The organism is Kitasatospora sp. CM 4170 (assembly GCF_032110285.1).
In the GTDB taxonomy this organism is placed as follows: domain Bacteria; phylum Actinomycetota; class Actinomycetes; order Streptomycetales; family Streptomycetaceae; genus Kitasatospora; species Kitasatospora aburaviensis.
Genome location: NZ_CP134877.1, coordinates 1,689,775 through 1,704,603, shown reverse-complemented (window position 1 = coordinate 1,704,603; position 14,829 = coordinate 1,689,775). Strand labels below are relative to the sequence as shown.

The window sequence follows — 14,829 nt, the reverse complement described above, 5'->3', positions numbered from 1 at the left end:
GCCCGCGGCCGCTTCGGCGCCACCCGCGAGACCCGCGAGACCCGCGAGATCCATGTGACCCGTGAGACGTGACAACCCCGAGACCAGCGACGCCAGCGAGACCAGAGAAGTGGGGGAACCGCCGATGCCGGGACCGATCCTGCACCAGGGCGCGGTCGTCCAGTGCGCGCACGGCGGACGCGCCGTGCCGGCCAGCACCTATCCGCGGGTGCTGGTGAACAACCTGCCCGTCTGCGTCCAGCAGGTGCCGCACCTGGTGGCCGGATGCCCGCTGCCGCCGCCGCCCGCCGCCAACGGCCCCTGCGTGACGGCGGCCTGGCTCACCGGTTCGCTGCGGGTGCTGGCCGGCGGGGTGATGCCGCTGGTGCTCCTCGACAGCCGGGCGACGGCCGCGCCGAGCGGCACGCCGCTGGTGGCCGTCTCGGCGCAGCAGCGGGTGGTGGCGGTATGAGCAGCCCGGTGGCCGGCCCGGGGCGGGTCGACCTCGCCTTCCCGTTCGGCTTCGACGCGCGCGGGCGCACCGCCGCGCCCGCCGACCACCCGCAGCACGTCCGCGAGTTGCTGGAGCAGTTGCTGTTCACCTCGCCGGGCGAGCGGGTCAACCGGCCGGACTTCGGCTGCGGCCTGCTCCAGCTGCTGTTCGCCCCCAACAGCCCCGAACTCGCCGCCACCGTCGAGTACACCGCCCGCGCCGCCGTCCAGCGCTGGCTCGGCGACGTGCTCGACCTGCTCGAACTGCGCGCCACCGCCGACGAGTCGGTGCTGACCGTGGACGTCCGGTACGTGGTCCGGCGGACCGGTCGGGAGACCGGGGCCCGCTTCGTCCGGGAGGTGTCCCGATGACCGCCGACCCCGACCTGCGCCACGCCACCGACCTCCGCCGCGCCGGGCCGGATCGCGGGCCCGACCGCGGGGGTGACCCGCACTGTGCCACCGACCTGCACTGCGCCACCGACCACCGCCGGGAGCTGCTGGTCCGCCGGGGCCTCAACGGGATCGACGCCATCGAGGTGGCCGATCCCGACCCCGCGGACGGCACGGTCGCCCTCTGCGTCAGCCTGCTCGGGCCCGTCCCCGCCGGGCTGACGACCCACCACCTGCGGATCGACGCGGTGCCCGGCGCCCGCCGTCCCCACGTGCTCGCCGTCCGGGCGAGGCCGCCGCACGGTGAGGACGAGGACGGCTGCCTGGAGGTCACCCTCGACCGGGCCGGTGACGGCACCACCTACCACCTCGCCCTGGTCGAACCCGGCCCGCACGGCCACCCGGGCCGGCGGCCGCTGCACGGCTTCGACGTCCGCCGCCACCGGGCGCCGTTCGGCTTCTGCGCCGGCCGCCCCACCGACACCGACTGCCCGCCCGGCCCCGGCTGCCCGCCGGCCCCGCCGCCCGCCCCCGCGCTCGACTACCTGGCCAAGGACTACGCCTCGTTCCGGCGGCTGATCCTCGACCGGCTCGGTCTGCTGGTGCCGGGCTGGACCGAACGCCACCTGCCCGACCTCGGCGTCACCCTGGCAGAACTGCTCGCCCACACCGCCGACCTGCTGAGCTACCACCAGGACGCGGTGGCCACCGAGGCCTACCTCGGCACCGCCCGCCGCCGGATCTCGGTGCGCCGCCACGCCCGGCTGGTCGACTACCTGCTGCACGAGGGCTGCAACGCGCGGGCCTTCGTCCACCTGCGGGTTGAGGCCGAGCCGCACCCGCCGTGGCGGGCCGGCGACATCGCCCTGTTCACCGCCTTCGACGGCGCACCGCCGCCCGGCCACCCGCTGCGCTGGGAGGAGCTGCCCCCGCAGGCCCTCGACGGCACGCACGGCTTCGAACCGCTCACCGACGACCCGGACCGCCCGCTGCGGCTCCTCCCCGCCCACAACGAGATCCGCATCCACGACTGGGGCGACGGCGAGTGCTGTCTCCCGGCCGGCTCCACCGCGGTCACCCTCGTCGACGCCCCGCCGGGCCCGCACCGCCTGCGCCTGCAACCGGGCGACCTGCTCCTGCTGGAGGAGGTGCTCGGCCCGCGCACCGGCCGCCCGGGCGACGCCGACCCGACGCACCGGCACGTCGTCCGCCTCACCCGCGTGGAGCCCGGGTACGACGAGGTCTGCCGCACCCACGTGCTGGACGTCGGCTGGGGCGAGCCGGACGCCCTGCCCTTCCCGCTCTGCGTCTCCGCCCTCGGCCCGGCCCCGGACTGCCGCCCGCTCACCGGGGTCAGCACGGCCCGGGGGAACGTGCTGCCGGTCGACCACGGCACCCGGGTCGAGGAGCCGCTCGGTCCGGTGCCGGGCACCGCGGAGGCGCCGCGCTGCGCCGGCGAGTGCCGCCCGGCCGAACAGGCGCCCGCCGCCGGCCGGTTCCGCCCCCGGCTCGCCCGGCCCGACGTCACCCACGCCGAGCCGCCGCCCGCGCTCCCCGGCTCCGGCCCCGCCCCCGGCCCCGGCTCCGGCCTGGGCTCAGCCCCCGGCGGCTGCGCCTGCCCGCCGTCCGCCGCCGATCTGCTCCGCCGCGACCCGCGCGCCGCCGCCCCCGCCGTCCGGCTGACGGAGACCGTCGGCGGAGCGGTCTGGCTGCCCGCCCAGGACCTGCTGGCCGCCGGGCCCGAGGGCCGGCTCTTCGTCGCCGAGACCTACGACGAGCGGGTCACCGCGATCAGGTTCGGCGACGGCCGCACCGGGCGGCAGCCGGACCCGGGGGCCACGTTCACCGCCCGCTACCGGATCGGGGCGGGCCCGGCCGGGAACGTCGGGGCCGAGACCATCACCCACCTGGCGCTGCGGCGCGGTGTCGGCGGGCACGACCTCGTGGTCCGCCCGCGCAACCCGCTGCCGGCGGTCGGCGGCACGGCGCCCGAGACGCCCGCCGCCGCGCGGCAGGCCGTCCCGCAGGCCTTCCGGGCCGTCCGCGAACGGGCCGTCCTCCCCGAGGACTACGCCGAGCTGGCCCGCCGGGCCGGCGGCGACCGCCTGCAGGGCGCCGCGGCCGACCTGGTCTGGACCGGCAGCTGGTACGAGGCCGACGTCGCGCTCGACCCGCGGGTCGGCGCCGCCCCCGGCCGGTGCGGCTGCGCCCCGGCCGGGGGCGGCGGGGACGAGGAGTGCACCCGGGCCCGGATCACCGCCGCCCTGGAGCAGGCCCGCCGGCTCGGCCACGACCTGCGGGTCACCCTCGCCACCGGGGTGCCGGTGGAGCTCGAACTCACCGTCTGCGTCGAGCCGTTCCACGTCCGGGCGCAGGTCGCCCGGACGCTGCGGGAGGAGTTCTCGGCCGGGGTGCTGCCCGACGGGCGGCTCGGCTGGTTCCACCCGGACCGGTGGACGTTCGGCGAGGGCGTGTACGTCAGCCGGGCGCTCGCCGCGGCCCAGGCGGTGTCCGGGGTCGCCGCCGCCGAGGTCACCGTGCTGCGCCGGCAGGGCGAACCGGACCGGGGCGCGATCGGGCGGGGCGTGCTGCCGATCGGCCCGCGCGAGATCGCCGTGCTGGACACCACCCGGCCGCAGGGCGGCCGGTTCACCGTCGTCGCGGGAGGCGGCCGATGACCGAACGGACCTGCGGTTGCTGCGAACGCACCGGCGGCCCGCCCCCCGGGCCGGTGGCCAACCCGCCGGGGCTGCCCGCCCTGCGCCTGCGCGTGGGCACCCACCCGACCTTCCTGGCCGCGATGCTCGACCGGCTCGCCGCCGCCGACCTGCCGGGCCTGGCCGGCCTGACCACCCGGGCGGCCGACGACCCGGCCGTCGCGCTCTGCGACGCCTGGGCCGCGGTCGCCGATGTGCTGACCTTCTACCAGGAGCTGCTCGGCAACGAGGGCTACCTGCGCACCGCGCGCGAGGACCGCTCGGTGCACGAGCTCACCGGGCTGATCGGCTACCGCCCCCGCCCGGGCGTCGCGGCCGGTACCCACCTGGCGTTCACCCTGGAGGCCGGGCACCGGGAGCTAATCCCGGCCGGCACCAAGGTGCAGAGCCTGCCCGGCCCGGGCGAGTTGGCCCAGGCGTACGAGACGAGCGCACCGCTGCCGGCGCTCGCCGCCGCCAACCGGCTGCCGATCCGGATGACCCGCCCGCAGGTGATCGACTCCTGGGAGGCCGCCCGCCTGCCGGAGCTCTGGCTCGACGGCGTCGCCACCCGGCTGAGGGCCAACGACCTGCTGCTCTTCCGGATCACGACCGACGAGGAGCCGATCTACACGCCCCGCCGCGTCAGCGCCGTCGAGGAGGACCCGGAGCACCGCCGCACCAGGGTCGTGCTGGCCGGCGGCCGCACACCGGAGCCGCCGGCCTGGAACCGGGTCAACGATCTGGGGCGGCTGATCGACCTGCTCGTCAACACCCCCGAGCCGGATCGCGGAGACAGGTCGCGGGGACCGGTGGACGACGGCATCCTCCGGCTGGTCGAGTTGCTCCACCCCGAGCTCGCCGGTCTGCTGCACGACGCGTGGGCCGGCGCCACCGTCAGCGGGCCGCCGACCGTCGAGGTGTACGCGCTGCGGGTGGCCGCCCCGCTGTTCGGACACAACGCCCCCCTCATGCCGGGATTCGACGACGGGCGGCCCACGCCCATGGACGACTGGAACGACTGGGTCCCCCAGGAGACGTCCCGAACCATCTACCTCGACAACGCCTACCAGGAGATCCGCTCCGGCACGGTCGCCGTGGTCGAGGTGATGCCATTGGGCCGGTCGGACGAGCGCCGGGGCCGGCCGGGGCGCCGGGACGTTCCGGAGGGCGAACGGTTCACCGTGGTCGGTGACGAGGCACCACTCACCGTCGACCTGCAGTCCCGGGCGGAGTACGGCCTCTCGGCCAGGTCCACCCGGATCAGGCTCGGGGGGAACGAGGAGTGGCCGGTCCCGGACACGATGAAGCAGCTGCGCGCCATCACCGTCCACGCAGCTCCCGAGCTGCTCCCACTGGCCGAACTCCCCATCGCCGATCCGGTGTTCGGATGCGTGCTGGAGCTCGACGGACTGGTGGAGGGGCTGGAGGCCGGGCGGCTGCTGGTGGTCGCGGGCGAGCGCGTCGACCTGCCCGGTGTCGCCGACCTCGCCGCCGCCGAACTCGCCCGGGTCGCCGAGGTCCGCCACGGCACGGTCGGCGGCGATGTCCCCACCGCCCGCGAGGACCCGGGCGGGTTCGGCAGCCCCGCCCCCGGCGAGCGCAACCACACCTTCCTGTACCTGGAGCGCCCCCTGACGCACCGCTACCGGCGTGACACCGTGGTCGTCCACGGCAACGTCGTGCACGCCACGCACGGGGAGACCCGGGCCGAGGTGCTCGGCAGCGGCGACGCCGCCGTGCCCGGCCAGCGCTTCGCCCTGCGCAGCGGCCCGCTCACCCACGTCTCCGCCCCCACCCCGACCGGCGTTGCGAGCACCCTGGAGGTGACCGTCGACGCCGTCCGCTGGCCGGAGCAGCCCCGGTTCCTCGGCCTCGGCCCGGACGACCGCGGGTACGTCACCGAGACCGACGAACGCGGCGCCACCACCGTGGTCTTCCCGGACGGGACGGCAGGCCGGCGGCCGCCCACCGGCACCGAGAACATCCGCGCCCGCTACCGCACCGGCATCGGCGCGGCCGGCAACACCGCGGCCGGCCGGATCACCCTGCTGGCCACCAAGCCGCTCGGCGTCCGGGACGTCGTCAACCCGCTGCCCGCCACCGGTGGCACCGACCCGGAGGGATCGGACCAGGCCCGGGCCAACGCGCTGCTGCCGCTGAAGACCCTCGACCGGCTGGTCTCGCTGGCCGACCACGCGGACTTCGCGCGGGCCTTCGCCGGTGTCGGTCGGGCCGCCGCCGACCGGCTCTCCGACGGGCGGGGCGGGCTCGTCGTGGTCACCGTCACCGGTGTGGACGGTGCCGTCCTGGACCGAGACTCCGACGTGGTCGCCAACCTGCGTACCGCTCTGCGCCGTCACGGCGACCCGTCGGTGCGGATCCAGGTGCTGCCCGCCGAGCGACTGGCGCTCAAGATCCGGGTGTCGGTGGGGCTGCAGCCCGACCACGGGTGGAGCACCGTCGAACCGCGGCTGCGGGCGGCCCTGCTGGACGCCTTCGGCCCGACCCGTCGCGAACTCGCCCAGCGCCTCACGGCCTCCGAGGTGGTGGCCGTCCTGCAGGCCGTCCCAGGCGTGCGGTTCAGCCGGGGCCTGGGACTGCAGTCGGTCAACCCCGACGGCGTGTTCGACGACGGAGGCGGCCACCCGGGCCCCTGGCTCCCGGCCCTCGGTGCCCGGCGCGGCGAGCGGAACGACCTGCTGCCGGCCCAGCACCTGTGCACCGCAGCCGAGCTGCCCGAACTCCTCGACCTCAAGGAGGACGCCGCATGACGCCCCGAGGCCCGCAACCCGCCGCCGACCGCCTGTTCGACCTGCTGCCGCTGGTGCACCGGATGCGCGACGAGGCGGCCGGCCACCCGCTGCGCGACCTGCTGCGGGTGGTCGCCGAGCAGGTGCAGGTGGTCGAGGAGGACATCGCCCGGCAGTACGAGAACTGGTTCGTGGAGACCGCCGAGGACTGGGTGGTGCCCTACCTCGCGGACCTGGTCGGCTGGACGCCGGTCCCGGACGCCGGCTGGACGGCCGCCGGGCTCACCGGCCGTGACCTGGCCCGCCGTTCGGCCCTGGCGCCGCGCCAGGACGTCGCCGACACGCTGCGCCACCGGCGGCGCAAGGGCACCCGGGCGCTGCTGGAGGACCTCGCCCTGGACGTCGCCGGGCTGCCCGGCCACGCCGTCGAGGCCTACCGGCTGCTCGCCCGGCACCAGCAGCTCAACCACCAGCAGGCCGATCGCGGCCGGACCGCCGACCTGCGCGCGGGCACGATGCTCGACCGCCTCGGCGGGCCGTTCGACGCCCTGGCGCACACCGTGGACGTCCGGCGCCCGGGCTCGCACCGCACCGCCGGGCTGCACAACATCCCCGGGGTGGGCCTGTACGTCCCACGGCTGCGCGCCTACCCGGTGACGCACAGCCAGGCCGGGCAGGTGGAGCGGGTCGGGCGGTGGGCGTTCACCTTCGACCCCGCAGGGTTCCCGCTCCAGCTGTTCGGCCGCGGTGCCGGTACGGGTACGGGCGCGGTCACCGGGACGGGCCCGGGCGCGCCGGGCGCCGGACCGGACGGTGACCGCAGGCGCCATCCGCAGGAGCCGGCCGACCTGCCCGCCCCGATCGACCGGCGCGCCCTCGGGCGGCTCGGCCGCGCCGACCCGCGGTACTACGGCGAGGGGCGGTCCCTGGTGATCCACGCGCCGGACTGGCCGCGGCGCGGCGAGGGCAGCCCGGTGCCGGCCGACCGGGTGGTCCCGGCGGACCTCGGAGACTGGGACGCCTACCGCCCACTGCCCGGCACCGTCGCCGTCGACCCGGTGCTCGGCCGGATGCTCTTCCCCCGGCGCAACCCGCCGCGCCACGTCCGGGTCGGCTACCACTACGGCCGGGCCGCCGACCTCGGCGGCGGGGAGTACCCGCGGCCCCTGCCGGAGCCGCCCGAGGCCGACACCTACCGCGTCAGGGCGGCCGACCTCGCCGACCCGGCCGCCCTGCTGGCGGCGGTCCGGGCGGGCGACCGGCCGGAGGCGGCGCTGGTCCGGCACCACTGGTCGGGCGTGGAAACCCCCGCGGCGCTCACCGAGGCGCTGAACGCAGCGCTCGCCGACGAGGAGCTGTTCACGCTGGCCCACCCGGACCGGCCGGCGCCCGCCGGCGGTCCGCTGCTGGTGGCCAACCGCGGGCACCTGGAGGAGCTCTGGCCGGAGCTGATCCGGCCCGCCCGCTGGTACCGGGGCGTCGCCACTGCGGCGGAGTTCAGGGCCGCCCTGCACGACTGGAAGCGGGACCGGCCGAGGTTCGCGGTCGTCGAGATCACCCGGTCCGAGGTGCTCGGGGTGACCGCGGAGCTGTCCCTCGGGCGGCACCAGCACCTGCTGATCCGCGCCGCCCGGCGGACCCGGCCGGTGCTCTGGCTGGCCGACCGGCACGCGGACGGGCCGGACTCGCTGGCGGTCCGGCTGGCCCCGGGCAGCCGGTTCACCCTGGACGGGCTGCTGATCGGCGGCCGGTCGGTCCACCTCGCCGGCCGCCGACCGGACCACCACGGCCAGGGCGACTGTGCCGGCCACGACGTTGACCGTCACATCGGCACCGGCCACGACGTTGACCGCCACCACGGCGACGGCGACGGCCACGACGGCGACGGCCACGACGACCGGGACCACACCCCCTGCCGCGACCGTGACCGCGACTGCGGCTGCGCCGGCGACTGCCGCCCGCCCACCCGGGTGGTGATCCGGCACTGCACGCTCGTCCCCGGCTGGGCCCCCGGCGTGCCGTGCAACGACGACCGGCCCGCCCCGCCCTCGCTGGAGCTGTCCGCGCTGCCCGGCGCCGAGGTCGAGATCAGCCACTCCGTCCTCGGCCCGGTGCAGGTCGAACCCGGCCCCGGCCCCGACCGTGGCGAGCCGATCCGGCTCACCGTGGCCGACTCCGTCCTCGACGCCACCCACCGGGACCAGGAGGCCATCGGCGGGGGCGGCCCCGCCCCGGCCCGTGCGGTGCTGGACATCGCCCGGACGACCGTCCTGGGCACCGTCCAGGTCCATGCGGTCGGACGCGGCGAGAACACCGTCTTCACCGGCCGGGTCAAGGCCGCCCGGCGCTCCCACGGCTGCCTGCGCTTCTGCTGGGTGCCGACCGGCTCCCGGACGCCCCGGCGCTTCCACTGCCAGCCGGACACCGCGATCGCCGCCCTCGGCGACGCGCCGGCGCCCGATCTCGCGGCCGCGACCGAGCGCCGGCTGAACCCGCGCTTCACCTCCGTCCGCTACCCCGACGCCGGGTACGCCCAGCTCGCCGCCGACTGCGCCGAGGAGATCCGTACCGGCGCCGACGACGGCTCCGAACTCGGCGTCCACCACGACCTCTTCCTGCCCCAGCGGCTGGCCGCGCTGCGCACCCGGCTGGCCGAGTACGTCCCGGCCGGCCTGGACGCCGCCGTCCTCCTCGCCGACTGACCGCGCGGGCCTGCGCGGGCCTGCGCGGCCCGCCGCGCCCGGCCCGCCCCCCGCCGCACCCCCGCCTCCCGCCCCTTCGCCCCCATCGATCCCCCTTGTGAAGTGAGGACCCGCATGCACGCCGACGTCGAGCGGTTCAGCTTTGACCCGCGCCGGCACTTCCTGCGCGTGATCCAGCAGCAGGGCCGGGTGACGCTGCCGGCCGACGGCAACGAGCAGGTGGCCATCCTGCTGCACCACCTCCAGGCCCTCGCCGAGGACCTGATCGGCCCGCACGGCACCGCCTCGCCCGACGGGACGGCCCGCGGCTCCGCGTTCGAGATCGGCCTGCCACGGATCGGCGAGGCGGGCGGGGTACTGCGGATCGGCCGGGGCCGTTACTGGGTCCACGGCTGGGCCTGCGAGAACGAGACCCCCGACCTGTTCTACACCGCCCAGCCGGACCTCCCGGACGTCGTCGCGCCACGAGACGGCGATTACCTGGCCTATCTCGACGTCTGGGAGCAGCACGTCTCCGCCGCGGAGGACGACACCATCCGTGAGGTTGCCCTCGGCGGCCCCGACACCTGCAGCCGCACCCGGCTGGTCTGGCAGGTCCGGCTCACGCAGACCGTCCCGCCGAACCGCACGCTGACCGCCGCCGACATCGGAGCGCACTGGCCCGAGTGGGAGGCCCTCCTCCAGCCGTCCGACCGGGGTGGGCTCACCGTCCGGGCCGACCGCGGCACCGGGCCGGTGGAGCCCTGCGCGGCCGACCCGGCGGCCGGCTACCTGGGCCCTGAGAACCAGCTCTACCGCGTCCAGATCCACCGCGGCACCGGTGGCGACGGCCTCCCGACCTTCACCTGGTCCCGCGACAACGGCTCGATCACCCACCCGCTGCTGCACGCCGAGGGCAATACCGCCGTCCTGCGTGACCCGCCCCGGGACAAGCGCACCGCACCCGCTGTCGGCACCCTGGTCGAGGTGGTCGACGACCACGCCACCCTGCTCGGCCAGCCTGGCCGCCTGGCCCGGGTGGTGGACGTCGACGACGAGGGCGAGGAGTACGTCGTCCATCTCGACACCTGGCTCGACGGCCCGCTCGGCGCCGACCGCCACCCGCTGCTGCGCCTGTGGGACCACCCCGGGACGCCGGGCGGGCCGGACACCCCCCTCCCGGCCGACGACGGGGCGCTGTCCCTCGACGCGCCGTCCGATACCGGCTGGCTGACCCTGGAGGACGGCATCCGGATCCGCTTCCGCCCACCGGCCGGGCCGAAGGCCCACTACCGTACCGGCGACTACTGGACCTTCCCGGCCCGGACCGCGATCGGCGACGTGATCTGGCCCCGGGGAGCGGACGGCCAACCCGCCGAGGTGCCCCCGCACGGCACCGACCACGGCTACGCCCCGCTCGCCCTCGTCACCGTCACCGGCGGCCACGCCACCGCGGTCTCGGACCTCCGCCTGACCTTCAAACCCACCCGCGTCCCCTGACGCCCGGTCCGCTGCCACCCTCACCGCCCGGGCGAACCCGCCCAGGCGGTGACGGTGCGGCTACCTGCCCAGGAAGGATCCGAACCTCGCCTCGATCGCGGCCCGGGCGAGCCGGTCGGCCTCGCGGAGGGCCTCGGCGATCGCGGCCGGCAGCGGGCGGCCGTCGGCGGCGCGGCGGGCGATCCACTCGTTGACGGTCCAGTCGCTCTTCGAGAGGTTCGCCTGCTTGCTCATCGGGAGGTAGTTCTCCGGAACGTCCAGCAGTATCGAGTCCTGCTGGAGAGGGGACAGCCGGGCGAAGCGCGGATCCCGGGCGATCTCCGCCCGCGGCACCAGATGGTCGACCTCCCAACTCCCGGTGAGAGGTTGACCGGTGGTGACGTCGACGGGCGTACCGTTCACCGGTCGGAGCGGCGTCGGGAGCGCCTCTGCGTTGCGGAGCGCGGGCGCCCGCCCGGCCCGGCCCGGTGCCGCGGCCGCCACCCGATCAGCAACGCTACGCCTCAGGCCCTGGACTTCGGTGGCCAACTCCCCTTCCACCGCGGCTAGTTCGGCCGTGAGGCGACGGTACTCGGCGCCGGCCGGGCTTCCCGTCGAGGGCACCACGCCGGCCTTGCGCCCGGCGCGGACCTGCTCGGGGGTGAACCCCTGCGGCGGGTGCAGCTCGGCGGTGATCTCCCGGATGAGTCGGGCTTTGGCGGTCTCCAGTCGAACGATCTTGCTCTGGGCCTGGGCGGCTGCCGTGGCCTCGGCACGCGCGGTAGCCTCGCCGGCCATCAGCCGGGCGAGCCGGTTCTCCGCCCGTCGCAGGGCGTCCTGCGCCTGTCGGGCCGTCGGCCCGCCGGGCCGTCGGCCGGCCTGCGCGCTCTGGAGCTCGCTGGTGGCCGTGGCCACCTCCGCGCGGGCCAGTGCGGTCTCCCGCGCGGCGGCCGTGAGCGCCTGCTGCGTCTCGGCCACCCGGACTCCGGCGGCCGTGGTCTTCGGGGTGACCGGCGCCGGGGCGGGCGGCAGGGCAGGCACGGCTGCGGTGGGCGCGGCGGAGGGTTTGACGGTCGAGCCCGGTTCGGTGGGCGGCGCGGGTTTACTGCCCGGTGCGGGAGGTTCGGTGTGCTGGGGCAGTGCGGGCGGGCGGTCGGCGGCGGCTCCCGGCGCGCCGGGAGCCGCCGGCTTCGCACCCCCGGCCCCCGCGCCCGCGACGGAGCCCGGTGGGCGAAGCGGTCGCCAGGCCCGCGACGCCGGGTCGTACACCAGGTCGACCGTTGTGGAAGGCGGTGGAGCCGGTGGCGGGGTGCGCAGCCCCGCCACCGGCTCCAGTACCACCTGCCCCTCCGGGGTGATGGCGACGATCCGCAGGTCCTCGCCGTACGAGGTGGTGACGGTCGAGCCGATCAGCTTCTCGTTGCCCAGTCGTACGGCCCGGGCGCCCGCCGCCGCTCCGAGCACGATGCCGAGCGGGATCGCGAGCGCCCACTCCGTTCCGGAGGGCATTCCCCGCTGCCAGATCGCGCGGCCGGCGGGGCTGGCGAAGTGGTTCTGGAGCGCGGTGGTCAGGACGGCCTGGGCGCCCAGGGTGGCCGCCCCGGCGGCGCCGCCGGCCACCCCGCCGGAGAGTAGCCCGGCTCCCACCGTCCGCGGGGCCAGTCCGGCGGCGCGGGTCGCGGCCGCGCCGAGTCTGCTGGTCGCCGCCCCGGCGCCGCGGGTGATGGCTGCCGTCAGGACCGCGCGCCAGGCGGCGTTCCAGAGGATGCTCTCGCCCTCGTTCCAGGAGATGTCGCCCCGGGTGTAGGCCTCGGAGACGGCCGTCGCCGCGTCGTGGTACCCGAAGGACAGCAGCTGTTCGCCGGCGTCGACCAGCGCGATTCCGCCGGCCCCGACGAAGGCGGCCGCACCCCGGAGGTAGTACCAGCCGCCGCGCTCCCAGTCCGCGAGGGCGGTGCCGGCCAGCGAGGTGCCCAGGGCCTCGTTCCGCATGCCGAGGCTCTGGCCGGCCGGATTGGCGGTGTGCCACTGCTCGGCCTGTGCAGCCACAGGCGTGAGTCGGTCCACCAGGCGCTGCACCCGGGTGGCTGCGGTCCGGGCCGCGGGTGCCGTCGCGCCACCCTGGGCGGCGAACTGCCGGATGAAGTCCTGGTCCCCTTGCGCTCGCTTGAGGACACCGCGGACGGTGTTCAGCGCGTGGTCGCGTGGGTGTACGGGAGCGTCCGCGATGATGTGGAGCGCCAGGGGTTCGAGCTGGACGAGCTCCGACTCGACTGCGGCCAGCGTCTCGTAGGCCAGGGGCGGGGTGGGCTGCGGCTCGTCCGCGGTGGAGCGCCGGGCGCCTGCGAGTGCGGTGTAGCGCTGGAGCAACCAGGTGTGCTCCCGGCCGAGTTCGGCCCGGTACGCCTCGGTGATGACGAGCGTCGAGGCCTCCCGTTCGTTCTCGGCGATGCGGGCGGTGAGCTGCGGTAGCAGCAGGACCGCGATCTCCGCCCGGGACAGGGGAGCGGCCTGGACGCCGACCGATGCGGGCGGACCGGCGTGCACGGCGCGGCGGTGCACCGGCCCGCCGCTCACTGCGGCCAGGGCGGCGGCGTCGGCCGCGGCTTCGTGCGCCGGGGATGCGGGCCCGGCCCCGGTGGCGGTGCGCTGCTGGACGGCATGAGCCAGCTCGTGGGCGAGCAGGCCGCGGCCCGTCGAGGAGTCGGGGCGGTAGTGGCCGTCGTTGAAGACGATGTCCCGGCCGATCGTGAGCGCTCGGGCGAGGTGGCGCGTGGCCAGCCGGTGTGCGGCGGGGTTGTCGTGTACCCGCACGTCGTCCAGCGGGAGGCCGAATCGGGCCTCCTCCTCCGTGCGCACGGCAACGGGCAGCGGCGTCCCGCCCCCGAGCAGGGCGCGCACTCCGCCGGCGGGCGCGTGGGTCGGGACCAGCGCCAGGTCGCCGCCGAGCCCGGCGCCGAGGCGGGCCGCGGTTTCCAGGGCGGCGGCCCGGAAGTCGGCGTGCCGCTCGGCCGGGACGGGTGGCGGGCCGGAGGCTGCCCGGACCGCCCGTTCGGGAGTGTGGACATGTGCTGCGTTCGGAGCGGTCACGGTCCCTCCAACAACGGACGTGGCGTCGCCGAGGCTACCGAGACCGCGTCACCATGGCGTCACCATTTGGTCACCTGGGAGCCGGTGCCCCTGACGCCCGCCCGGCCGCCCCTGACGCCCGCCCGGCCGCCCCTGACGCCCGCCCGGCCGCTCCCGACGCCCGCCCGGCCGCCCCTGACGCCCGCCCGGCCGCTCCCGACGCCCGCCCGGCCGCCCCTGACGCCCGCCCGGCCGCTCCCGACGCCCGCCCGGCCGCCCCCGGCCCCGCGGGACGGAACGCTAGGCCAGGAATCCCCGCAGGAGGGCGGCCGTGGCGGCGAGGTGCTCGTCGGTGGCGCGGCGGGCGGCCTCGCCGTCGCCGTCCAGGATCGCCCGGGCCATCGCGCGGTGCTGCTCGGCGGCGTGCTCGATGTTCCGCTCCAGCATCGGGATCGCGTTGAGCAGGTCGTTCAGGCGCATCCGGGCCTCGGCGATGCCGGCGGCCAGCGTGGGGGAGCCGGTGAGCTCGGCGATGGCGAGGTGGAAGCGCGAGTCCAGCTGCCGGTACTGCTCCGCCGGGGCGTCCTCCAGGTCGGTCAGGCGGCTCTCCAGGTAGGCCTGCTGCTCGGGGGAGAGGGCCCGGCGCGCGGCCGCCTCGGCGGCGCCGGTCTCCAGCACCTGCCGGTAGGTCAGCGCGTCCTCCAGCTCGCTGCCGAGGTCGCGGGCGGCCCGCCGCAGCTCGGCGACGTCCGGCGCGGGCATCCGGTAGGTGACGAAGGTGCCGCCGTAGCGGCCGCGGCGGGACTCGACGCACTCGGCCTGCTGGAGGGTGCGCAGCGCCTCGCGCAGGGTCTCGCGGCTGACGCCCAGCCGGGCGGCGAGCTCGCGTTCGGCCGGCAGCCGGTCGCCGAAGTCGAAGACCCCGAGCTTGATCGCCTGGAGCAGCCGCTCGACGGTCTCCTCGAAGGCGTTGCCGGTCCGCACCGGGCGGAAGATCGCCCCGGCCTGCCAGTCCAGGCGCGCCCGTGCGCGTGCTTCGTCGACGTCCACGCCGGAATCGTACCCACGGGTGACCGGGCGGACCGGCCCCGTCCGTTCTCCGCTCGGCTCTTGACGCGGGGCGAGCGCGGGGTGAACGATGCTGCCCACCACCCCAATGGTCTGGTTCCAGTCCATTGCAGAGCCGTCCGACCGTCGATCCCCGCCGGGAGCGGCGGGCCACACCGCCGTGGCCGCCCGCCCCCTCGGCACACCTCAACCCCCAGGGGTGCCCATGACTGACGCACG

8 protein-coding genes are annotated in these 14,829 nt (G+C 76.7%); 6 read left to right on the top strand and 2 right to left on the bottom strand.

Annotated features, from left to right (window positions below; translation table 11 throughout):
- Nucleotides 1-124 precede the first annotated feature (124 nt).
- From RMN57_RS06845 to RMN57_RS06820, 6 genes are all read left to right on the top strand, one after another.
- Complete coding sequence (locus RMN57_RS06845) at nt 125-451, top strand: hypothetical protein (protein WP_313762474.1); 327 nt, start codon at nt 125-127, stop codon at nt 449-451.
- Nucleotides 448-843, top strand: a complete 396-nt coding sequence (locus tag RMN57_RS06840) for a GPW/gp25 family protein (protein WP_313762473.1) — start codon at nt 448-450, stop codon at nt 841-843. Before RMN57_RS06845 ends, RMN57_RS06840 begins: the two co-directional genes overlap by 4 nt.
- Entirely contained in the window at nt 840-3,542 is a 2,703-nt protein-coding gene (locus RMN57_RS06835) for a hypothetical protein (RefSeq protein ID WP_313762472.1), read from the top strand. Before RMN57_RS06840 ends, RMN57_RS06835 begins: the two co-directional genes overlap by 4 nt.
- On the top strand, nt 3,539-6,334 hold the full coding sequence (locus RMN57_RS06830) for a putative baseplate assembly protein (protein WP_313762471.1): 2,796 nt from the start codon (nt 3,539-3,541) through the stop codon (nt 6,332-6,334). Before RMN57_RS06835 ends, RMN57_RS06830 begins: the two co-directional genes overlap by 4 nt.
- Nucleotides 6,331-9,015 carry a hypothetical protein gene (locus RMN57_RS06825; RefSeq protein ID WP_313762470.1) on the top strand — a complete coding sequence of 895 codons (2,685 nt, stop codon included), beginning with the start codon at nt 6,331-6,333 and terminating at the stop codon, nt 9,013-9,015. Before RMN57_RS06830 ends, RMN57_RS06825 begins: the two co-directional genes overlap by 4 nt.
- Nucleotides 9,016-9,129: 114 nt before the next feature.
- Nucleotides 9,130-10,494 carry a DUF6519 domain-containing protein gene (locus RMN57_RS06820; protein WP_313762469.1) on the top strand — a complete coding sequence of 455 codons (1,365 nt, stop codon included), beginning with the start codon at nt 9,130-9,132 and terminating at the stop codon, nt 10,492-10,494.
- A 60-nt stretch (nt 10,495-10,554) separates the two neighbouring features.
- On the opposite strand, the gene RMN57_RS06815 is transcribed toward RMN57_RS06820, so the two are convergent.
- Nucleotides 10,555-13,563 carry a DUF4157 domain-containing protein gene (locus tag RMN57_RS06815; protein ID WP_313762468.1) on the bottom strand — a complete coding sequence of 1,003 codons (3,009 nt, stop codon included), beginning with the start codon at nt 13,561-13,563 and terminating at the stop codon, nt 10,555-10,557.
- Nucleotides 13,564-13,842: 279 nt separating this feature from the next.
- Nucleotides 13,843-14,592, bottom strand: coding sequence for an FCD domain-containing protein (locus RMN57_RS06810; protein ID WP_313762467.1), 750 nt, complete (start codon nt 14,590-14,592; stop codon nt 13,843-13,845).
- Nucleotides 14,593-14,829 lie beyond the last annotated feature (237 nt).